This is a genomic window from Nostoc sp. T09 (genome assembly GCF_002154695.1).
Classification (GTDB): Bacteria; Cyanobacteriota; Cyanobacteriia; order Cyanobacteriales; family Nostocaceae; genus Aulosira.
This window is the reverse complement of record NZ_MTAV01000020.1, coordinates 67,653-90,676: the sequence shown is the minus strand read 5'-3', so window position 1 is coordinate 90,676 and position 23,024 is coordinate 67,653. Positions and strand designations below refer to the sequence as shown.

The 23,024-nt window shown below is 42.9% G+C and carries 17 protein-coding genes and 1 other RNA gene; 8 read left to right on the top strand and 10 right to left on the bottom strand.

The annotated features are described in order from the left end of the window. Nucleotides 1-49: 49 nt before the first annotated feature. The 3 genes from BV372_RS06705 to BV372_RS06695 all read right to left on the bottom strand — a co-directional run bounded on the left by BV372_RS06705 (nt 50) and on the right by BV372_RS06695 (nt 2,571). Nucleotides 50-433: a DUF4346 domain-containing protein gene (locus BV372_RS06705; protein WP_086685020.1), complete on the bottom strand. Its 384-nt coding sequence runs from the start codon at nt 431-433 to the stop codon at nt 50-52. Nucleotides 434-539: 106 nt separating this feature from the next. Next, complete coding sequence (locus tag BV372_RS06700; RefSeq protein ID WP_086685017.1) at nt 540-1,721, bottom strand: GNAT family N-acetyltransferase; 1,182 nt, start codon at nt 1,719-1,721, stop codon at nt 540-542. Between the two features lie 112 nt (nt 1,722-1,833). Next, on the bottom strand, nt 1,834-2,571 hold the full coding sequence (locus BV372_RS06695) for a RibD family protein (protein ID WP_086685014.1): 738 nt from the start codon (nt 2,569-2,571) through the stop codon (nt 1,834-1,836). A gap of 294 nt (nt 2,572-2,865) precedes the next feature. Here BV372_RS06695 and BV372_RS06690 point away from each other — a divergent pair, with 294 nt between their 5' ends. Continuing rightward, nucleotides 2,866-4,989 (top strand): ATP-binding protein, encoded by a 2,124-nt coding sequence (locus BV372_RS06690; RefSeq protein ID WP_086685012.1) that lies wholly within the window; start codon nt 2,866-2,868, stop codon nt 4,987-4,989. Between the two features lie 297 nt (nt 4,990-5,286). Here BV372_RS06690 and BV372_RS06685 read toward each other — a convergent pair whose 3' ends face one another. The 6 genes from BV372_RS06685 to groL all read right to left on the bottom strand — a co-directional run bounded on the left by BV372_RS06685 (nt 5,287) and on the right by groL (nt 12,100). Further along, nucleotides 5,287-6,492: a Gfo/Idh/MocA family protein gene (locus BV372_RS06685; protein WP_373270747.1), complete on the bottom strand. Its 1,206-nt coding sequence runs from the start codon at nt 6,490-6,492 to the stop codon at nt 5,287-5,289. 151 nt (nt 6,493-6,643) lie between these two features. Then, nucleotides 6,644-7,363 (bottom strand): ribonuclease III, encoded by a 720-nt coding sequence (rnc, locus tag BV372_RS06680; protein WP_086685009.1) that lies wholly within the window; start codon nt 7,361-7,363, stop codon nt 6,644-6,646. A 305-nt stretch (nt 7,364-7,668) separates the two neighbouring features. Then, nucleotides 7,669-8,124: RNase P RNA component class A (rnpB, locus tag BV372_RS06675), an RNA gene on the bottom strand. Nucleotides 8,125-8,172: 48 nt separating this feature from the next. Then, nucleotides 8,173-8,883, bottom strand: a complete 711-nt coding sequence (locus BV372_RS06670; RefSeq protein ID WP_086685006.1) for a hypothetical protein — start codon at nt 8,881-8,883, stop codon at nt 8,173-8,175. Nucleotides 8,884-8,945: 62 nt separating this feature from the next. Continuing rightward, the gene (gene corA, locus BV372_RS06665) at nt 8,946-10,088 is read right to left on the bottom strand and encodes a magnesium/cobalt transporter CorA (RefSeq protein ID WP_086685003.1); all 1,143 of its coding nucleotides are present in this window, start codon (nt 10,086-10,088) and stop codon (nt 8,946-8,948) included. Nucleotides 10,089-10,429: 341 nt separating this feature from the next. Continuing rightward, nucleotides 10,430-12,100 (bottom strand): chaperonin GroEL, encoded by a 1,671-nt coding sequence (gene groL / locus BV372_RS06660; protein ID WP_086685000.1) that lies wholly within the window; start codon nt 12,098-12,100, stop codon nt 10,430-10,432. 158 nt (nt 12,101-12,258) lie between these two features. Between groL and BV372_RS06655 the strand changes: the two genes are divergently transcribed. Then, complete coding sequence (locus tag BV372_RS06655) at nt 12,259-13,338, top strand: MraY family glycosyltransferase (protein WP_086684996.1); 1,080 nt, start codon at nt 12,259-12,261, stop codon at nt 13,336-13,338. 126 nt (nt 13,339-13,464) lie between these two features. Continuing rightward, nucleotides 13,465-14,562, top strand: a complete 1,098-nt coding sequence (locus tag BV372_RS06650) for a M4 family metallopeptidase (protein WP_086684993.1) — start codon at nt 13,465-13,467, stop codon at nt 14,560-14,562. A 76-nt stretch (nt 14,563-14,638) separates the two neighbouring features. Here the strand turns inward: BV372_RS06650 and fabG are convergent, their stop codons facing one another. Continuing rightward, complete coding sequence (fabG, locus tag BV372_RS06645) at nt 14,639-15,406, bottom strand: 3-oxoacyl-[acyl-carrier-protein] reductase (RefSeq protein ID WP_086684990.1); 768 nt, start codon at nt 15,404-15,406, stop codon at nt 14,639-14,641. A 605-nt stretch (nt 15,407-16,011) separates the two neighbouring features. On the opposite strand from fabG, the gene trxA reads away from it, so the two are divergent. From trxA to BV372_RS06620, 5 genes are all read left to right on the top strand, one after another. Continuing rightward, nucleotides 16,012-16,329, top strand: a complete 318-nt coding sequence (trxA, locus tag BV372_RS06640) for a thioredoxin (RefSeq protein WP_086684987.1) — start codon at nt 16,012-16,014, stop codon at nt 16,327-16,329. Nucleotides 16,330-16,594: 265 nt separating this feature from the next. After that, nucleotides 16,595-18,211 carry a sensor histidine kinase gene (locus BV372_RS06635; RefSeq protein ID WP_086684984.1) on the top strand — a complete coding sequence of 539 codons (1,617 nt, stop codon included), beginning with the start codon at nt 16,595-16,597 and terminating at the stop codon, nt 18,209-18,211. Between the two features lie 389 nt (nt 18,212-18,600). Further along, a complete protein-coding gene (locus BV372_RS06630; RefSeq protein ID WP_086684981.1) occupies nt 18,601-19,266 on the top strand; it encodes a response regulator transcription factor in 666 nt (221 codons plus the stop codon). A 266-nt stretch (nt 19,267-19,532) separates the two neighbouring features. After that, nucleotides 19,533-19,901, top strand: a complete 369-nt coding sequence (locus BV372_RS06625) for a response regulator transcription factor (protein ID WP_086684978.1) — start codon at nt 19,533-19,535, stop codon at nt 19,899-19,901. Between the two features lie 16 nt (nt 19,902-19,917). Further along, nucleotides 19,918-22,872 (top strand): GAF domain-containing protein, encoded by a 2,955-nt coding sequence (locus BV372_RS06620; RefSeq protein WP_256973101.1) that lies wholly within the window; start codon nt 19,918-19,920, stop codon nt 22,870-22,872. The last annotated feature ends 152 nt before the right edge of the window (nt 22,873-23,024 follow it).

Here is a 23,024-nt window from a genome sequence, read left to right as displayed (position 1 = left end):
GTTGACTGTTAACTGTTAACTGTCAACGGTCAACAATTAACAGTTAAATTCAATCTTGAATGTACTCTTGCCCTGTCACTAAAGCCACCTCAGCCCGGACAAATTCTCTACCTAAATAAGCTGCATGGTCTAAAAAGCTTACTGGACAGGGCTGAGTTTCTTCAAATATTTTGACGCAAAGTTCCTTGGCGGTTCTAGCACTAAATACAGTTGTGTGAGTTCTTTCTACTTTTCCTTTAGCGGGAATCACCTTTCCTGTTTCTGGATCTACAGCTAAACCGCGCTCATCAATTACATTTGTAAAATGCTTGGCATAAATTAACTTTACCTCCCGATCCAAGTAAATAATGAAATATCCACTGGGATCGAGTTCAATATGACGGTGAGAAAGCTGATCGTCAATTGCAGCCAAGTCTTCTACTATCAAATCCATAGTCATTATTAAAATCAAATTTCTGCAAATTTCTACTCCATTTCAAGTGTAATTCTTCCTTTCCTAACTTCTTGTGGATTCTTGGTTTGTTTGTAAATTATTGTCCCTAAACATCTCGGTTGCTGAAAGGTAATTCAGCATTCATCGCCTCAATTTCTTGCTGTTCGAGTTGATTCACTTCCTTGATATAAGGCAGCAAAATTTGTTCTAAACGGTTGTTGTAAAAGCGGTGCAGACTGTGATTGGGTTTAGCAGGAAATCCGCGCCGTTTTTTATGGCGTCCACCAGCACCAGGGTCAAAAATTTGGATATCGTTAGCGATCGCCCACTGAATCGGCGCATAATAGCAAGCATCAAAATGCAAGCAATCTATTTCTTGAAAACTGCCCCAATAGCGCCCATAAAGCCTGTCGCCTTTAAATAGACAAAAAGACATTCCTAGCGGGTGGCGACTATCTTGCTCGCTGTAAGCCGCAAAAAACAACACTCGATGGCGGTAATTGCTGTGTAACTGTTCAAAAAACCTCTTTGTCAGGTATTTACTACCCCACCAGCCAAACTTGTCACAAGTATCTGCATAGAACTGGTACATCAAGGGAAATAGAGAATGGGGGATTTCATCACCAGTCAGCGGTTGTAGTCTTAAGCCTGCTTTCTCTACAGCTTTGCGTTCCCGCTTAATATTGCGGCGCTGATTGGCATTGAACACAGTTAAATAATCATCAAAATTCTTAAATCCACCATTTTCCCAGATGTAGCTGTGATGCAACCAACTTGTAAACCCTTGCCTTTCCAGCACAGGACGCCATTGGGGATCAACATAAAGAAAATGACACCCAGAAATGCGCTGCTTAGTGCAGAAAGAGTCAATCTCATGCAGCATCAAGGCTGTAATTTCATCTTCATCTTCTCCCGAGGCGATTAAGAAACGATAGCCTTCCGCAGGAGTAAACGGCGTCATCCCCAACAATTTTGGGTAATAATCCACCCCAATACGTTCAGCTAAATTTGCCCACTGATGATCGAAGACAAATTCGCCAGCACTATGTCCTTTCAGGTAGAGTGGAGCCGCAGCAATCAGCGTTCTGTCACGCCACAGTGTTAAGTGATTTGGTAACCAACCTGTTCTGCGCGTAGCACTGTGAGATGTTTCTAAATTGTTCAGCCACTCCCACTCTAAAAAAGGAGTTTTGAGCGGTAATGCCAAAGCATCCCAAGCTTGTTGGGGGATTTCGGCAATTGTGTTGATCCAAACGATAGAATAGCGAGGTTTTAGTTTTTCTATCATCGTGTGGGTTTTTAGAAGAATTAGGGACTAGAGACTGGATTAGGGAAGACACAGGGGACAAGGAAAAGTAAGTAATTAGCAATGCCCAATGCCCAATCCTTATTAGGGTAATCTAAGATCCTGGTCGTTGTAGCCGATAGTGTAAAAACACTTCCTGTTCAACTTGATGAACTTCTAGAAGTTGAAGGCGGGGAGCCAAATTCGCGAGAAATCCTGCGCCAGATACTGGTGTGGGCGCATTAGCACCACCTAGAATCAAGGGACATACCGTTAACCATAATTCATCTATTAAATCTAGCTCCAGCATAGAAGCTACTAACTCCCCACCCCCCAATAGCGCTAAGCGTGTTATATGTAGAGATGCCAGGTGCTTTAAGGCGGCAGGAGTATCAATCTTGCCATTTGGTGTTTCAAAAACCAGAATTTGCTCGAATTTTGCAGCACAATCCTTTGCGGTTCCCCCCGTTGTAGGAAGTGACTGTTCGCGTCCTTGCCAGGAAATTGCCCCGGCTCTAGTCGTGAGCAACCAGCGTTTAATTGGTTGTTTAAAAAAGTGAATTTCCGGCTTGAGGTTAGCAGATTGTGTAATGACTATATGAACTGGTTGGGTAGATTTGCCCTCCTGTGTTCGACGTTGCAGCAGTGTCGGATGTGATACGGTTAGTGTAGTACCGTATGCACGGAGAGTACCGGCACCAAAGAGAACGGCATCAGAGGCAGCGATTTGTTTTTCCAGGTGTGCTTTATCAGCCTTTGAGCCAAACCGAGCTGGCGATCGCCTAAAGTCCGCTATTTTGCCATCTGCACTCATTGCCAAAATAACTGTGGTATGAGGACGATGTTGCATCATTGAGTTGCTTTGATATTTTTAATATTTTCCTTGTTGTGTGTTGATTTAACAAAAATCCATACATCCAAGCTCTTGTTTAATGATTTCACCACTGTCATAGATATGCAACAAAAGTCTTTTTTACAGCTAACCTTCACGGGTTTTGGTATACCATGTTTCTTTTTGCAGATGCAAACTTTGATATCTTTAGCATTTGCCAATAAAGTACTAATAACTTAATAAGATGTCTCATCTAGCTGGTCTAATTGCATATCTTTGGCTGTTGTGGTTTGCAGATGCGAAGTGAGACTTTCGATGGCTAAGACCCGTCAATCATCCTTTCGGCGTATTTTATTAACAAGAATATTGCTGCTGTTTGTCCCGGTGTTATTAATAGGGGAAATTGTTGCCTTAAATAAGGCACGCACTAGCCTATTGAAAACTGCACGACAGAATTTAACAGAAAGTGCTGTTCTTAAAGGAGAGAAGATTGCAGATGCGATCGCTACCCTGAAAACAAGTTTGTTCATTATTAGTAAAACAAAAGTTATCGAGTCTCGTTCACTGAATGAGGCGCAAGAATTTCTTACTCAGATAACACAGCAATTGCCAATCCCAATTGAGTGTATTCAATTAAAAAATTTACAAACAGAGAAAATAGTTGCCAGTACTTGTGATAACAAACCTATTGGCGAACTGAGTTCATCTTTGCCCAGTCAAGGAGTTGATATTACAGCGATATTACCTCCAAAGGCAGGAACCACTGGTTCTAGAGATCCACAAAACCAATTGCGATTATTAATGTCGGCTCCTGTCTTCAATACTGCTGGTCAATTGCTCTACAACTTAAGTCTTCAGTCAGCATTGTACCAACAAACTACCCAACAGCCGGGATCGCTCACAGGCTCGCTGGTAGTCATCGCTGAAGATGGCACAATTTTAGCGCATCCATTACCAGAAAGAGTGGGGAGTAATATTCAACAGTACTCAGATGCTTCCCAACTCCAAAGTATTATTCAAAATGCAAACATCGGGCAAACAGGTTCTACAGATTTATCTTTTCAACAGGGGCAAGAATTAGTAGCTGGTTATACGGCAATTACAGATCCCATTAATCAACAATCGCAGCAAAAATGGATTGTTTTAGCTGTTACCAGTGTAGACAATGCTCTTTTTGGTTTGGAAGAAATAAAGCTGATTCTCATCGTTTTAACAGTGGGCTTAATAGGTGCAAGCTTACTGGCATCCTTATATTTAGCTCCTTACCTCGCAGGGCCCGTAGAAGAATTGCGAGATTATGCTCTTAATATTTACAGCCACCACACTGCCCAACCAGTTCCCCACAATTTTAAAATCCGCGAGTTTAATCAACTAGCACAAGCCTTAGACCAAATGGTTGAAAGACTCAAAGCTTGGGCAGAAGAACTAGAAATAGCTTGGAAAGAAGCAAAAACTGCTAATCAAATTAAAAGTCAGTTTTTAGCTACAACTTCCCATGAGTTGCGTAACCCACTAAATATTATTATTAACTGTGTTCGCCTGGTTCACGATGGCTCATGCGATAACCGAGAAGAAGAAATAGAATTCCTCAAGCGTGCCGATGAAACAGCGATTCATCTATTAGGAATTATTAATGATTTACTCGACATTTCTAAAATTGAAGCAGGCAAGCTTTCAGTAGTTACAGAACCGCTAGACCTCCGTAAATTACTCCTAGAAGTAATTAATTTACAGTCAGTAAATGTGCAAAAAAGAGGCTTACAGTTGAAAACTGACCTAGGTAGCGAGTCAATTCCAGTGAAGGCGGATGCAGCAAAGCTCAAGCAAGTACTGATTAATGTAATTGGCAATGCTACTAAATTCACCGAAGAGGGAAGCATCACGATCGCTTGTGAAATTCAGGAAAGCTACGATCAATCTCAGGTATTGATTCATGTCACAGATACAGGCATGGGCATTGATCCTGCTCAACAGCATAAACTATTTCGCCCCTTTGTAATGGTAGATGGTGCGAGTACACGCAAGATTGAAGGCACGGGATTAGGACTGGCGATTTCACGCAACTTAATCGAACTCATGAAAGGTAGTATTAGCCTTAAGAGTACGGGGCTTCATCAAGGCACAACGGTAACTATCACTTTGCCTTTAATTGATATTTCACTGTTATCTCCTCCAGAAGAGGAAGAGAATTTAAAGAATATTGAAGTCTCCGCTACAGATCAGGCAAAAAGGGAAATGAACGGCTATGTTAACCTTCAACAAGAACAGCTACTAGATTCTATAGAAATCAAGGAATCTACCATAACAGGGATAGATGAACCCAAAGACGAGTTGCCGCTTTTGGAAGATACTCGTGAAGTCAGTCTTCTTAGTCAGCAAAGTGCCTTTTCTAGCCTACCGACAGGAGAAGCTTGTGCTAATGGTACTTCGGAAAGGTAGAGATTTGGTCATTAGTCATTAGTCATTGGTCAAAAGGCATAAGCAATAGGCAAGAGTCATTTTTTCTCACTCATCCTCCCTACCCAGCGGGAACGACTTTGTCGAACGGGTGACGCTTAGACTTGACTACCGCTGACGCTCGAAGACTCGCTACCGCAGTCGCCTGCGGAGGGAAAACGCCACTTGCTACCCTGCGGGAAGCCACTCTCTGGGTGTCTATAAGCCGGGAAACCCGTAAGGGCGCAGTGGCTCTCCTCCCGCAGCACTGTCTCACTTTGTCCCCCTGCTCCCTGCTCCCTACTCCCCTGCTTTTTCTTCCTTGTCCCCTAACCCGCAGTCCTCAGTCCCTAGTACCCAGTTCCCAGTCTTTAGTTCCCAGTCATCAGCTTCTAATCCCCAGTTCTCAGCTTTTAAAAACACAGCTTGCCCACCCCGTTGGAGAGATACGGTGAGGGCAGAGAGAATTTTCACTAACTCTGTGCCTACCCTGCCAGATGAGATAACTGGGGGAGTATTTTTGAGGATACAAGAAATAAAGCGATCGCAAACCCGCTGTAATGGTTCGCCTTTTTCTATTTCCAGCACCTCTTGGCTTTGATTCACAGGCAGAAATTGATTGTCTTGGAAATCAAACTCACCATGTAGCAGGGTTAAAGGCGATAGTCTAGACATTTCATCGAAAATCAAGCTACCACGATTACCTACAACCGCCAACCGTCTTTGTTTATCGGTATTCAGCCAGCATAGATGGATATATGCTTGAAAGCCATCTGCATATGTTAGGGTTACCCATACTAAGTCAGCTAGCCCTTGGTTTTGCGGTGAGGGGGATGAGAAAGATGTAGACGTCTGAAAGCTAGCTTCCCGTAGGGTGGGAGAATTAAATTTATTTGCTTGCTCCCTTGTCCTCCTTGTCTTCCCTGTCTCCTTGTCCCCTACTCCCTGCAACCACATCGTACCTGTTGCTTGCACTTTTACTGGTAGCTGACCCAGCCAACTGTTAAAAATGGCAATATCGTGAATAGCTAAGTCCCACAATGCATCCACATCTTGTCGGACTGGTCCTAAATGAGTGCGGGTGGCGTAGCCATAGCGTAAATTACCTAACTTACCTGCCTGAATCACAGCTTGCCCTTTCTCAACGGCTGGGTGAAATAAATATGTGTGATCCACCATCAGTATTAAATGCTGTTCCTCTGCTAACTGGCAAAGTTCACAACATTCTAATGGGTCTAAAGTTAAGGGCTTTTCTGCCAAAACATGGTATCCCTGGTTAAGAGCATACTTAATCAGGTCATAATGAGTGACAGCTGGAGTAGCGATCGCCACTGCAATCAAATCTGGCACTTGCTTTACAGCCTGCCACTCGGTTGTTAATAATACATTGTCATTTAAATTAAATTGCCGTTTTACCGCCGCCAACCGTTCAGGGTTTGGGTCTATACCGCGCCAATACGGACTTGGGGATGTTCTAAAAAATTCCGTAGCAAATGCACGCCCCAACGCCCAACGCCTAGGACAGCAATTGTAATTTGGTTATTCATTAGTTATTTGTTATTAGTCATTAGCCAAGAGCCAAGAGTTAAATTTTTGACACTAGACTTTAACTCTGGACTAATAACTGAATTATCTGCGCATAAAGCGCCTGTTGAGTTCAGGGTTGTTCCGGATTACTAATAGATAAAAAAGCTACTTTGGCAGCGGCTTGTTCCGCGGCTTTAATAGAACGTCCCTTGCCTTGACCTAACTGTTTACCGTGCAACCAAACTTCAGCAACGAAACGCTCTTGATTGCGGTGGGGTTGAGTAACTTCCACAACGCGATACTCAGGTAAAACTTTAAATTGCGCCTGAGTCCATTCTTGCAGAGCCGCTTTGTAGTTCAACCTAGCTGGATCGAGACGAATTTCTGCTGCTAGTTGTTTGAAGTGAGGGTCTAGCCAAGAACGGATGAGATCGAGATTATTCGTACTGAGATACAATGCACCAAGAACAGCCTCAAAAGCATCGGCCAGCCGAGATTCTTGACCAACCTTATCAGCAGTAGCGCTACCAGCGACTAATAAATATAGCTCTAAACCATATTCTCTGGCCAATTGAGCGAGGATGCGATCGCTCACTAAAACCGAACGAATTGCTGCAAAATCCCCCACTGGACAATCTGGATAATGTTCCCACAACACCACAGCCGCTACTAACCGCACCACAGCATCACCGACAAACTCCAGTTGTTCATAATTTGCTGACTCAGAGACAGTAGGATGAGTCAGCGCTAAATCAAGCAGTTGCCACTGTATAGGTGCTTCTTTTAGTAGACCTAATTTTTTAACTAAACTTTCAAGCTGCCGCTGACGGCGTGGATAAGCGAGAGACATTCAATCAGAAGGGGGAACATGGACTGGGAGACAAACAGAGAAGTCTGATTGCTGGCTTCCGGCGATCAGAACTTCGGGAGGACAAGGAAGCAGGGGGAAGAAGAAATAACTATTGACTAGACCTCTTGCAAAAGTGTTTTTTGCAAGAGGTGGGAAAAGGTTAAAGGGGAAGGGGAAAATACAAAACCTTTCCCCCTTTACCCTTCCCCTTTTCCCGACTTCTGCAAGAAGTCTACTATTGACCCTTGACTCTGGACTCAATACTAATGCCTAATACCCCATGCCCAATGACCAATGACAAAAAAGGAAGAGAGCAGATCATAAGCCGGGTTCTGTTCTCTGATGTAGAGATGTTACATGTAACTTCCGTACATGAGGGCGGTTATCTATCTGGGACGCCTGTTACCAGACGCCTCTAGCGGCTCTGTTTTAGCGGAACTGGTAAAAGACCAACCATAGTTCCTTTCGCCTTGCTCCCAACCGGGGTTTACCGAGCCAGCGCCTCTCGACGCTGCTGGTGCGCTCTTACCGCACCTTTGCACCCTTACCAACTTTGTCTTTTGTCCTTTGTCCTTTGTCCTTTGTTCTTTCACAAATGACTAATAACTAATGACTAATGACTCATTGGCGGTATCTTTCTGTGGCACTATCCTCACGATCGCTCGCACTGGACGTTATCCAGCAAGTTTGGTCTTTCGGGAGCCCGGACTTTCCTCAAATCAGTTGTTGTGACCGATCTGCAACCGCCTACGTCTACTCTCTCCCTAGATCCAGTGTAATCTTGGATGGCATTGTGTGTCTGATTTGAATTACTTCTTTTTATTCCAAGGCAGAGCGTATGTCCAAGGCAACTTTCTGATTGTAAAAGGACAATTGACAATACACATTGGTGGGATATTCACACCAGGAGCTAGACCAACACGCACCTCAGATATTCGCAGCACCAACTGTAGCGAAAATTCTAATTGTTTTGTTCTGTTAACAAAGTCGTTGTACAACTTTCTTTGCGCCTTGACAGGACTTTTTTGCAACGCACTAATATTTACTAGAGGTTGTTTTGTTGAGTAAGTGCCTGTGGTTACATCACGCGCGAAAACATCTTCTGCTGTCACTGCTGCCGTCAGCGTTTTCTTGGGAGCGACAAGGCTGGGACTTTGCGGCACAGCTAAGTCACGGGTCAAGTCTGGCGATTTGCGAATTACTCGGCGTGATTGCTTGTTATGTTCGACTACTATAGAGCTATTGTCCCAATCAATGTAGATGGCAAGATTGTCAGATTTATTTTCAATGCTAACTGACAACTCTTTCAATTCATCAAATGAGTATGAAGGGCTGAGTTTAAAAGTAATTCCCACTTGGTCTTGGAGATTTTGCTCTTTGAGTTGATCGTCAACGACTGCTTTTTTATATTCAAATTTAATTTTGTCATCGATCGACTCAATCATCAGATTAAAGATGTAAGAGACGCCGATAATATAAAGCGTCAAAACCAGTAAATTTTGGTCGCCATTGCCTCTCATAACTTAAAATATAGACTCCCTGTAGTAATTTTGTATATTCGCTTCATACCTATACCCTATATTTAATCTTGTTTCATAGTTACAGACCGTTCTAGCCAGCCCCGCCGCCAAAAAAAGAATAGTAATCCACCTCCGATCGCAGCCATGATTGCCAAGCACATCGGATATCCCCAATACCAATTCAGTTCAGGCATATTATATGGGGATTTTTCGGTATTGAAGTTCATTCCATAGATTCCTGCTACAAAAGTTAAGGGAATAAAAATTGACGAAACTACCGTTAGTAGCTTCATGATTTCATTCATTTTGTTACTAACTGCCGACAGGTAAACATCCATCAATCCTGATGTCAGTTCGCGATAAGTTTCTACCATATCAATTACTTGTATTGCATGGTCATAACAATCTCTGAGATACATTCGCACTTCATCGCTGATAAGTTCACCGCTATCTCGCATCAAAGAACTAATTACATCCCGCTGCGGCCAAATAGCACGTCGTATTTGCAGTAATTCTCGCCTAATTTGATAAATCTTCTGTAGTGTTTTTTGGGTAGGTTTAACTATAACTTCTTCTTCTAAATCTTCAATTAGCTCACCGTAACGTTCTAGCACAGGAAAAAAGCCATCAATAATTGCATCTAACAGGGCATAAGTTAAATAATCTGCTCCTGACTTACGAATAATCCCCTTAGATTTTTCTATGCGCGATCGCACTGCTTCAAAGCAATCATGTTCTGGCTCTTCCTGTACAGTCAGCAAATAAGTTTTACCCAGAATGAAGCTTACTTGTTCGCTATAAAAACCAAATGCAATTTCCTTGGGAACTACCATGCGAGCAATTATCAATAATTGGTCTTCATAGTCTTCTGTTTTAGGACGTTCTGGCACATTGACTATATCTTCTAAAACTAGAGGATGTAGCTCAAAAACTTTCCCTAATCTTTGTAATATGTCTTGATTTCCTAAACCCTGTACATCTACCCAAGTTACAGATGTCTTATCTAGATAAGAAATGCATTCCTCTGGAGTTTCTATTTGTTTGCGAATGTAATCATTTTGATTGTAATCAATCAAAATGATTTCGGGATATTCAGCATTCTCATCAATAAAAAGAGTTCCTGGTATAGTCCCAGGTTGGTGATAAAAGTCTTTGAAAAATGCCTGATTAACAGCTTTAGCTCGCCGACGTATTGTTCTGAGCATGTACTTTTACCTTTAATAATTAATTGCTAGTCATTAGTAATTTCTAGATATCCTTTAATTTTCAAAATTATATTTTTGATTATTGGTAATAGCAAAATATAGCAATTCTAAATCATTGGTAAAAATTAATAATTTTGTATAGTGGCAATGCGCACCAAAACCTAATATGTGGGCATTGCCCACCCTACAAAGTCAATTTAACATCCAAAATTGATTAACTATTCAAGCCGATATGATATCACTCCCTTACCTTGCGGTCAGAAATCATAAAAAAACAGTTTGTCTAGGCTAAGACAAACTGCTTAATAAATATTTATATGAAGAAGATGGAGAAGCAGAGATTAGAACATACCCATGCCGCCCATGCCACCCATACCGCCCATGCCGCCCATACCGCCCATACCGCCATCAGCGGGAGCAGCAGGACCTTTCTTTTCAGGCTTCTCGACAACGAGAGCTTCAGTGGTTAAGACTAGACCGGCAATGGAAGCAGCATTCTGTAAGGCAGAACGCACGACTTTCGCAGGGTCGATAATACCAGCAGCAATTAAGTCTTCAAATTCCCCAGTAGCAGCGTTGTAACCAACGTTGATATCAGTTTCTCTGATTCTCGAAACGATTACAGAACCTTCAACACCAGCGTTGTCGGCTATTTGGCGTAGGGGAGCTTCTAAAGCTCGTCCGATGATATCAGCCCCAATTTGTTCTTCACTATCTTGGAGGCTGTTTTTAATCGCTTCTACCTTTACTGCCAGGTGAATCAAGGTAGTTCCACCACCAGGAACAATACCTTCTTCTACCGCCGCTTTAGTGGCGTTCAAAGCATCTTCAATTCGCAGTTTGCGGTCTTTGAGTTCGGTTTCTGTGGCCGCCCCTACTTTAATTACCGCCACACCGCCAGCTAGTTTGGCAATACGTTCTTGCAGTTTTTCTTTATCGTAGTCGGAATCGGTGTCTTCCAACTGCTTGCGGATTTGCGCAATCCGCTTTTGCACCTCTGGCTTAGTATCACTACCAGCGACAATTGTGGTGTTTTCTTTGTCGATGGTAATTTTGCGAGCAGTTCCTAGGGCTTCGATAGAAGCGGTATCCAAGCTTAAGCCGATTTCTTCAGAAATCAATTGTCCATCGGTGAGAATGGCAATATCTTGTAACAAAGCTTTACGGCGATCGCCAAATCCAGGTGCTTTGATTGCAGCTACGGAAAGGACACCCCGCGCTTTATTCACAACCAAAGTCGCCAAAGCATCTCCTTCTACATCTTCCGCGATAATCAGCAATGATTGACCCAAACGAGCAACCTTTTCCAGCACAGGTACTAAATCCTGAATGCTGCTGATTTTCTTGTCGGTGATCAGGATGCGGGCATTTTCAAATTCCACCGTCTGCCGTTCGTTGTTGGTGATAAAGTAGGGGGAAATGTAACCCCGGTCAATCTGCATCCCTTCTACTACTTCTAGTTCAGTTGTCAGGGACTTAGATTCTTCAACGGTAATTACACCGTCTTTTGTGACTTTATCCATTGCTTCGGCAATCATACTGCCGACTTCTTCATCATTGCCTGCCGAAACTGTAGCAACTTGAGCGATCGCACTTCCTTCGACTGGCTTGGCTATTTTGGCAATTTCTGCCACCAGCGCCTCAACTGTTTTGTCGATTCCTCGTTTTAAACTGACTGGGTTGCTACCAGCTGCAACATTCTTTAACCCTTCTCTGATCAAAGCCTGTGCTAAAACCGTGGCGGTAGTAGTACCATCACCAGCAACATCTTTAGTTCTAGATGCCACTTCTTGGATGAGTCTCGCACCTGTATTTTCTAATGGATCTTCTAATTCAATTTCTTTGGCAACAGTGATACCATCGTTGACAATTTGGGGGGCACCAAATTTTTTTTCTAAAAGAACGTTACGACCTTTTGGTCCCAGGGTAATTTTTACGGCATCAGCAAGAGCGTTAACACCCCGTTCTAGGGCCCGCCGTGATTCCTCATCAAATGCAATAATCTTCGCCATGTTTCATTTCTCAAGCGCTTCCATTAGACAATTTAGCACTCACAGAGCAAGAGTGCTAACTCCTAAAACTAGTTCAGATAACAAATGGAAATAAAAAAATTGATTAATATACAGTTGATGCTCATGTTGAATAGTAGCAGTAATGGTTGAATTGGGAGATGAATCTATACGACTCCCTTAAGTCCCTCGGTATTGCCGACCCTAGCGGCACCGGCTGGTTGGCTGTAGTATTTACGTTTCTCTTGGCTTGGTTAGTAACATGGCAGTTAATTCCCACAGTACGCAAATTTGCCTTACGGGTAGGTTGGGCTGACCAACCAAACGCAAGGCGGCTTAACCGAGAACCTTTGCCCAATGCCGGAGGTTTGGCTATTTATACAGGTGTGATTGCTGCACTTGTACTCGCTACCCTCTTACGGCCAATTGAACTGCAAAACGTATTGGCGCAAGTACTGACTATTCTCTTGGGAGGGACGATATTAGTTCTGGTTGGCTTTATTGATGACCAGTTTAGCTTACCTCCCTCAGTACGGATGTTTACTCAGGTTCTCACAGCACTGTTGCTGGTTGCTAACGGTATTAGAATTGAAATCGCTTTTGGCACACCAATCGACTATTTTCTTTCCATATCACTGACAGTATTTTGGGTAGTAGGAATTACCAATGCCATCAATTTGATGGATGGTATGGATGGTTTAGCAGGCGGGGTAAGTTTTATTACTGCTATGAGTCTGTTGGCGGTTTCTGCCCAGATTTCATATCGCGCAGCAGCGACCTTAGTATTGGCTGCATTAGGAGGTGCAGCCCTAGGCTTTTTGCGCCATAACTTCCATCCCTCACGGATTATTATGGGTGATGCTGGAGCCTACTTTTTCGGCTATGTGCTAGCCGCAACTAGTATTTTAGGTAAACTCCAAGTAAACACCGTATTTTCCTTAATTCCTACAGTTTTATTTTTGCTACTGCCAGTACTGGACACTACTCAAGTAGTTGTGCGCCGACTGATGGCTGGGAAAAACCCTATGAGTACTCCTGGCAAAGACCATCTGCACCACCGCTTGCTGGCTTGGGGATTCTCCCAACGTCGAGCTGCATTCACCCTGTGGTCAATTACCTTGGTTTGCAATTTGTTAGCGATGCGAACGCAGCACTTGACCTTGGTACAGATGGTAGCTACAACCATGAGCGTCTTCCTTTTGATCGGTTTTACTATCTTTGGGAGGATGCGGAAGGATTAAGTATTAATTTATTCAGTGACTTTTTGTGACGTAAGCAGTAAATTTCGGCTAATGTTCTTGGATCAATCAAAGTGGCGATCGCCGTTCAACTTGCGATCGCCACTTACATAATTAAGGATAGAAGCTATGGATCGTAAAAATCAAAGAGTGGCGAAGTCAAAAGGTTGTCATCCAATTGACCAGATTTGTCCTATCTGTTGTGTTGTCCCGCCGCATATGTTGAAAGAGATAGCCAAACGTGGCAATCCCCAACAGAGCGATTGGGCTTTTCAGAGCTTAACCCGTTCAGCAAGGATTCGCGGACAGCGCGATATCTTGAGCCTGATGCCAACAGTAAAATCAACTGGGGAGAAGCGCCGCACCATCTATGATGCTAATAAAAGTACAGAGCTTCCAGGCAAATTAGTTCGTGGTGAGGGCGATCCTCCCAGCAATGACCCAGCAGTGAATGAAGCCTACGATGCCGCTGGTGCTACTTATGACTTTTACAAGGAAGTATACAAACGAAATTCTGTTGACGATCGCGGTTTACGTTTAGATTCTACTGTTCATTACGGTGTGAGCTATGACAACGCCTTTTGGGACGGTAGCCAAATGGTATACGGTGATGGCGATGGGCAAATTTTTACTCGCTTCACCAAGTCAATTGATGTGATTGGACATGAGCTAACTCACGGTGTCACCCAATACGAAGCTGGTTTACGCTACAAAAATGAACCGGGGGCACTCAATGAGTCTATGTCTGATGTCTTCGGTTCCTTGGTAAAACAACGCGTACTCAATCAAACAGCAGACCAGGCTGACTGGATTATCGGCTCAGATTTGTTTATGCCTGGGGTTAAAGGTGTGGGCATTCGTTCGATGAAGGCACCAGGAACCGCATATGATGATCCTGTACTGGGTAAAGATCCCCAACCAGCCCATGTAAAAGATTTATACAAGGGAATTGAAGATAACGGTGGTGTGCATATTAATTCAGGTATTCCCAACCATGCTTTTTACTTAGTAGCAATAGAAATCGGAGGGTATGCTTGGGAAAAGGCTGGCAAAATTTGGTACATCACCTTAAGAGACAGACTGCGCTCTCGGTCAAATTTTTCCAAGGCGGCACACCATACAATCTCCGTGGCTGGAGAATTATATGGTCAAGGAAGTAAGGAACAGAACGCTGTTCGTAACGCTTGGAAACAAGTAGGTGTAGAACCAGCGCTGTTTGGACTCTGATTTCTCAGTTATGAATGTTAAGTGTAGAGTACTGCTACTGCTTCATCAGCACTTTACACTTAACATCCAGTCATATCTACGCCATCACCATGCCACCATCGACATTGAACACTTGCCCAGTAATATAGGCGGCGGCGGGATCGGCAGCTAGGAAGCGTACCATGCCAGCAATTTCTTCTGGTTGTCCGTAGCGACCGAGAGGGATGTATTTAAGAACTTCTTCGGTGTTGCTGAGATTGCTGGTCATGTCAGTGACGATAAAACCGGGGGCGACAGCGTTAACGGTGATCCCGCGAGAAGCCAGTTCCTTAGCTACAGTTTTGGTAAAGCCGATGACACCTGCTTTCGCGGCGCTGTAGTTTGCCTGACCAGGGTTGCCCATTTGCCCAGCGACAGAAGCAATATTGATAATCCGCCCAGAACGTTGCTTAAGCATAACTTTACTAGCAGCGCGTGTGCATAGAAAAACACCAGTAAGATTGAGGTCAATCACTGCCTGCCAATCTTCTGGCTTCATCCGCAAAAGTAATGTGTCACGAGTAATACCTGCATTGTTAACCAAGATATCAATACGCTTAAATTTGTCAATAACAGCGTTAAATAGTGCCTCTACTTGCTCGATTTTAGAAACATCAGCTTGCAGGGCAACAGCTTGACCAGATGCTGCTGTAATTTCCGTAACTAAGCTATCAGCCTCAGCACTAGACCTAGCATAATTCACAACTACATTGGCACCGTAGCTAGCTAATTCAAGTGCGATCGCTCTGCCAATTCCCCGTGAAGCGCCTGTGATAATTGCAACTTGACCGCGCAATTTTTGTAAATTCTCATTCAAGAGTTCCATGAAATCTTTTTTGAATCACCGCGCTAATGATCTTATGGTGATTTGTACCTTCTATGGGGGTTTGGGTATGGATTTGTAGATTTATACTTGAAGACACCCGAAGACTGCGCTAGTTTATCACTGGCTACTGACAACTAATACCAATTCTTCAAATAAAGCTACAAATGGATAGCAGAGTGGAGGGTGCAGGGGGAGAATTATCTCTAGTCAGGATTTAGAGAAATGGTATGATACCAAACCCCATCGACTGAAATTTGAGGATGAGTTAACTGCATTCGACAGCTATAATTGTATTCATCAGAAATTGGGTAGTGAATCGCAGATATCTTGATTAATTGGGTAATTCAAGGATCTTTAAATATACCCAAGGTGTGATTCAATGAAGAATACCTCAATGAATGTCAGTATAATTGCAATTTAAAAATTTAAACTATTACTACATTTCTATAAACTAATTGAGTTTTGCAATTCTAAATTTTAGCGAGTTGTCAAATTTTGATTGCGATGACAGCTAATTTAGCTTGATAAAAACAAAATGATGTTACACCGTTTTTCTAAGGCACGCATTACTATTGAAATCAAACAAGAGAAAATCGGTGTGTCATATGGCTACGAAAAAACAATTCAACAGCTTTGAAGAGATGTTGTCTGGTTCAGATGTACCTGTGTTGGTAGATTTTTATGCAGAGTGGTGCGGTCCTTGCCAGATGATGGTGCCAATTCTAGAGCAGGTCAATGCACAACTTAAAGATCGCTTACGTATTGTTAAAATTGATACAGAAAAATATGCAGAGCTAGCAAGTCAGTATCAAATTTACGCTCTACCAACTTTAGTACTGTTTAAACAAGGTAAACCAGTAGATCGGATTGAGGGGGTCATGCAAGCACAGCAGTTAGTGCAACATCTTCAAAGCATAATCTAGAATTGTTTCGCATAGAGGCGCGAACTTTCGCGCCTTTAATAACAAGAATAGTTTGTGAAAATTAATTAATATTCCATCTATAAAACTTTCTATTACTGCATAAAAACTGTTTTGAAGTTAGCTAAAAATTGATTTCTTTATACCGATTTAATCAATGATTGCGTGTCATGGATTGTCGTTAAGAGCGGGGATCTGTCTCATTCTTTTTTAAATTGGTATTACTTTCCTATTTAAAATATCTGCTTGTTGTTCAATCAAGTCCAATATGTCCGAATTTTGGCATAATCTGTTTACTTTAGGGCCATTTATCCCTCACGGTCACTGCTATCTCTGGAAGCCAGGTTTGGTATGGCTGCATGTCATGTCCGACTCGCTGATTGCCTTGGCATATTACTCGATTCCAATCACTTTGGTGTATTTTGTGCGTCAACGGCAAGATGTACCTTTTGATTGGATATTTCTGATGTTTAGTGCCTTCATTGTTGCCTGTGGAACTACCCATGTAATGGAAGTTTGGACATTGTGGTATCCAACTTATTGGCTTTCAGGATTGCTCAAAGCCATTACAGCACTGGTATCAGTGTACACAGCAATGGCGCTAGTACCACTCGTGCCTAAAGCGATCGCCCTACCTAGTCCGGCACAGTTGGAAGCCACTAATCAAGAACTACGACAACAAATTACTCAGCGTCAGCAGGTAGAAAATGCTCTGCAATTAGTAAACGAAGAGTTAGAAACAAGAGTAAAAAACCGGACTTTAGAACTGGCTCAAATCAATGAGGAATTGAAAACTGAAATTGCAGAACGCAAGCGAGTAGAGTCAGAGTTACGGACGAGCGAGGCGCGATTCCGTGCCATATTTAATTCTGCCGCTGTTGGTATTGCTCAAGTAGACACAGATGGCAGGTGGCTACTAGTCAACCAAAAGCTTTGCGATATTGTCGGTTACACCTCTGAAGAACTACAATCGCGAACTTTTCAGGATATTACCTACCCTGACGATCTCGATCCCGATCTGGAGTACGTTCACCGGATATTAGCAGGTGAAATCCAGACTTACTCTATGGATAAGCGTTACATCCGCAAAAATTCTTCCTTAGTCTGGATTAATCTTACTGGGTCACTCGTACGTGAGCCAAATGGAAAGCCAAAATATTTCATTGCCGTTATTCAAGATATTAACGAACGCAAGCGATCGCAGGATATACAGCTAAAAATGCAAGAGCGACTACAAACGCTTTCTAGCAAGTTAATTGAGGCACAGGAAGTAGAAAGACGTCGCCTTGCCCATGAATTACATGATGAAATTGGTCAAGCATTGACAGCAGTAAAAATTAATTTGCAAACCTTACAACATTCATCCAATGTAAATAAGACAGAATTACCATTACAGGAAAGTATTGACATAGTTGAAGTTTCTCTGCAACAAGTACGTAGCCTCTCCCTTGATTTACGACCCTCCTTATTGGACGATTTGGGATTAGTTGTAGCACTGCGGTGGTATATAGATCGCCAAACTCAACGCGCTGGCATCATTGGAGAATTTGTGAGCAAGCCTTTAAAAACCAAGCTATCGCCAAACCTAGAAACGACCTGCTTTCGTATTGTTCAAGAAGCCTTAACGAATATCGTGCGCCATGCCAAAGCACAACGGGTAACTGTTGAATTATGGCAACAGGAAACTCAGCTGCACCTAATAATTCGCGATGATGGGATTGGGTTTGATGTATATGCAGCGCGGGAAAAAGCCACGAAGGGAGAAAGTTTAGGTTTGCTAGGAATGGAGGAGCGTGTTTTACTGATTGGTGGTCAAATAGAGATGAAATCCGTGCATCAACACGGCACTGAAATTCATGCTATTTTACCCCTTTGTGAAAATTAAGCTGAATTTACTTGATTTTTTCAGGGGAAAACAAGGGAGAATATGAAAATAATGCCATCTTACAAAACTGGCATAAAAAGAAAGGTTGAGTAGCTAGTAGTTAATGTTATTCATTGTGATGATGGTTATTTAGTCGGCGCTTAAGCGATTTTTTAAGCATTAAACTGCTCACTAAAATGATTCAAAATTAATCACACATACCACTAGTTAATAAGCCAGTTTTTATGGAGTAAATCCACCTGCCCTATTTTTTAATTCTCAGAGCAAACCCTAAATATCCCACAAATAGCTTTATTCCCAATAACGACTTCATACCTTTTTGTATGAAGCTTGTTATTCATGCATGGCTTGCTCAAGCCACAAACAGCTAGTTTCAGATCCTCAGCTAAATGACCGCAGCCCCAAAATTGATTCGTGTTTTATTAGCAGACAATCATACGCTTGTCCGTGCTGGATTGCGTGCGCTCCTACAAAATATCGAAGGTATACAAGTAATTGCAGAAGCAGGTGATGGGCGTGAGGCTCTAGGCTTGATTGCAGAACATCAACCTGATGTAGTCTTGATGGACATTGCCATGCCAGAAATGAATGGCTTAGAAGCCGCGGCACATGTAGTTAAAGAATTTCCCCAGGTGCGAGTAATTATGCTTTCTATGCACGCGAATGAGGAATATGTGTTGCAAGCATTGCGTATAGGAGCAATGGGCTATTTACTGAAGGACGCTGGTATCAGTGAACTAGAAGTGGCAATCAGAGCCATCTGTCAGGGTGAAACGTATTTAAGTCCAGCAGTCTCTAAGCATGTTGTTGCTAATTACTTACAACGGGTGAGTGATGAGTCTAGTTCTTTAACACAATTAACATCACGGCAACGCGAAATTTTGCAGTTGATTGCGGAAGGAAGAAGCACAAAAGAAATTGCTGAACTACTATATATCAGTGTTAAAACAGTAGAAACTCACCGGATGCAACTGATGAAGCGGCTAGACATTCATGATGTGGCTGGTTTAGTACGCTATGCCATTCGTATGGGGTTAGTGATTTCGGATAGCTAGTGTCGGAAGGTAACAAGCAATAAGCAATCGGCAAAAGTCAATGGTCTTTTGTCATTTCTTCCCTGGCTCGACCAGTGACGACTCAGGAATATCTCAGGATTTTTCTGCTGGGATCTCAGGGTTTTCCTGATTTAGTTATCCTAGGAGGTAGCGTAATGTATGAATCAGGTAGAGCACAGATGAGAAGACTTTGCTCAAAGTCAAATACAATATGTAGCTTGATTTACCAGTATTACTAGTTTTCTGGACACTTAGCAATCAACATTATGCCTCCTCTGCGCATTCTTTTAGTAGATGACAGCCTTGCTTTTCTTGAATCCGCCGCCCGCTTTTTGGCTATGGATAGGCAACTCGAAATCGTTGGGCGTGCTCTCTCAGGAGAAGAAGCAGTTGAACAGGTGCCACAATTGAGTCCGGATCTGGTAGTGATGGATTTGGCTATGCCGGGAATCAATGGTCTGGAAGCAACACGTCAGATTAAGGAGCGCTCCAGTGCGCCATACGTTGTCGTTTTAACACTAAACGATGGCAGTGAATATCGCACTGCTGCTCTTGCTGTAGGTGCAGATGGATTTGTTACTAAATCAGAACTTGGTACAGCGTTACTGCCTTTAATCCACTCTTTATTTGCTTAGGGAGTGCTAAATCAAAATGATTAAAAATATAGTTGATCGCCCAGCAAAACTGGCACTAACTACTACCGAATACAAGCCGATTGAGAACGTAATGCTGCCAGAATCAAATGGAAAGAAAGCTTTTATTGCTGTAGAGCGAAGTGCTGAGCAAATTAAGGCAGAAATTAAGGCAAAATTTGGTTTTGTTCCACCTTTTTTTGAACCAGCAGAACAGACTCCACAAGTGCTGGAAAATTTATGGCAACAGACACTTTCTGCCTATGTGAACAATCCGCTGCCAGATCTGTTTAAAGAAAAACTTTCCGCTTACCTTTCGCGCTTCTGTGCTGTACCTTACTGCATGATCTGTCACAGTTGCACTCTACGTCCCCTAGGGATGAGTGCAGGGCAAGTTCTAGAGTTACTGCAATCTCCTTTTCCATCAGTAATAGACATTGATGAGCACCTCAGCATACTAGCAGCGAACTCTCGTTTTTTCGCTGTCTGGCCAGAATCAAATTCGGCATTAGAAACGAGTCTCCTTTACTGTGCAATATTTATTGCCGTCGCATCAGAGCAAGCTGAGCATTGTCGTCAGGAGCTGCGCCGGATTCTGGGATCTGAAAACTACAACCATCTGATCGTATTTATCGCTTATGTGAAGTCTTGCCTTGTATGGATGGAAACTCACCCAGAAGTGTCTTATGAAGCAGATCAGCGAGTGATCAATCATTTGGCTCCCTTACTGGAAGAGGAGCCTGCTTTGGCTGACTTCTTCCTTCACTATCGAGAGATAGTAAGCCTGGAAAGCCAAAGCCGAGCAGCACAACTGGCTGAACTAACTGCACGCCAGCATCAAGAGGAAGTTTGGCGAAAGCAAGCTGAGCGAGAACGACTGGTGGCACAGATAGCGCAACATATCCACCAGTCTCTTGACTTAAGAGAAATTCTTAACACTACAGTGTCGGAAGTCCGGCAGTTTCTCCAAACTGATCGGGTATTTATTTACCGCTTCTGGGAGGATTGGAGCGGCTCTGTGGTAGTAGAATCTGTAGCTTCTGGTTGGTCACCTATTTTAGGAACAACAATCAAAGACTCCTTTTTTCTAGAAGCTACTTGCCGCCAACTCTATCAACAAGGTCGCACCCAAGCGGTGGCAGATATTTACACAGCTGGTTTTTCTCAATGTCATGTTGATTTCTTGGCTCGACTTGAAGTCAGAGCCAACTTAGTCATACCAATTGTGCAAGGGGAAAAGTTATGGGGATTGTTGATAGCTAACCACTGTTCCGAACCGCGACAGTGGCAGCAGTTGGAGATTGATTTGCTCAAGCAGTTAGCAACCCAATTGGCGATCGCTATTAAGCAATCGGAACTTTATCAGCAGATCCAAAGCGAACTCATCGAGCGTCAAAAGTCAGAACAGAAAATTCGAGAACAAGCTGCCTTGCTTGATGTCGCCACTGATGCAATTATTGTCCAATCTCTAGACAACCACATCCGATTCTGGAATAAAAGTGCCGAGCGTTTGTACGGTTGGAAGGCAGCTGAGGTGATGAATCGAAATGCCCATCAGCTAATTTTCCATGAAATTTCGCCGCAACTGCAACAAGCCCAGGATTCTGTAGTTGACCGTGGCTCTTGGCAGGGGGAGTTGTCTCAAGTTACGAAAGCAGGTAAAGAAATCATTGTCTCCAGCCGTTGGACTTTGGTACTTGATTTTCAGGGACAGCCGCAATCAATCCTGATTGTCAACACCGACATCACAGAGAAAAAACAACTGGAAGCGCAATTTCTCCAAGCTCAGCGTCTAGAGAGCATTGGTACTCTTGCTGGTGGTATTTCCCATGACCTCAACAATGTGCTCACGCCAATTATTACATCAGCGCAACTCTTGCTCAAGACACAACTTAATGTTGAAAAGCAACAGCGTTTACTGACCATAATTGAAACTAGCGCTAAACGCGGGGCAGCTTTGGTCAAGCAAGTTCTGTCGTTTGCCCGTGGCTTAGAAGGTAAGCATACAATTTTAGAACTCAAGCACTTACTATTAGAAATTCACCATGTTATTAAAGAGACATTTCCCAAGTCGATTGAAGTTCAAATAGATATATCGCCAGAGTTTTGTGCTGTTTCTGGAGATGTTACCCAACTGCATCAGGTGTTAATGAACTTAGTAGTCAATGCTCGTGATGCAATGCCTAATGGCGGGACTTTGAGCCTCTGTGCAGAAAATATTTTCATTGATGAAAATTATGCCCGGATGAATCTTGATGCTTCTGTCGGCCCCTATAGTGTGATTACTGTTGCAGATACGGGAATGGGCATGAAACCGGAAGTTTTATTGCGAATTTTTGAGCCGTTTTTCACTACCAAAGAGCAAGGCAAAGGTACAGGACTGGGGCTGTCAACAGTTATAGGAATTATTAAAAGTCATGGGGGTTTTGTGACTGTAGAGAGTGCAGTTGGCAAAGGAACCAAATTTCGCGTATTTTTACCAACAGTGTTGGCCAGCCCAGAGTCAGCATCATTAAATCAAGAACTGCTACAAGGGCAGGGAGAATTAATTCTTGTTGTGGATGATGAAGCCCCTATCCGAGAAATTACCAAAACATCACTAGAAAAATCAAATTATAGAGTCCTTACAGCTAATGATGGACTTGAGGCGATCGCTGTATATTTGCAGCATAAAGATGAAATCAGTGCTGTGTTGATGGATATGATGATGCCAGAAATGGATGGGCTGACTACAATCCGGGTATTGAAGCAAATTAATTCGCAGGTTTTGATGATTGCCGCCAGCGGGCTTACAGATAGCTCTCAATATAATTCTGCTTTGGGCACAGAGGTTCAAGCATTTTTGCCCAAGCCCTATACGTTACAAGACTTACTCAACAAATTACACAAGCTACTAAGGGCGAATGAAGAAGGCAGAGGGCAGGAGGCAGGAGGCAGAAGGCAAGGCTCAATTATTGAGAAACGGAATCTCTGAGTAATTGTAGACTACCAAATATTTGATTTAGTGAGACTCTTAAACCCAGATAGACAAGATACAAGGGTATACCTTAAAAGCTCTTTCTTGCTTCTGCCCTCTGCCCTCTGACTTGAAAGTGCTGAGTACTGAGTACTAAGTGCTGAGTAAAA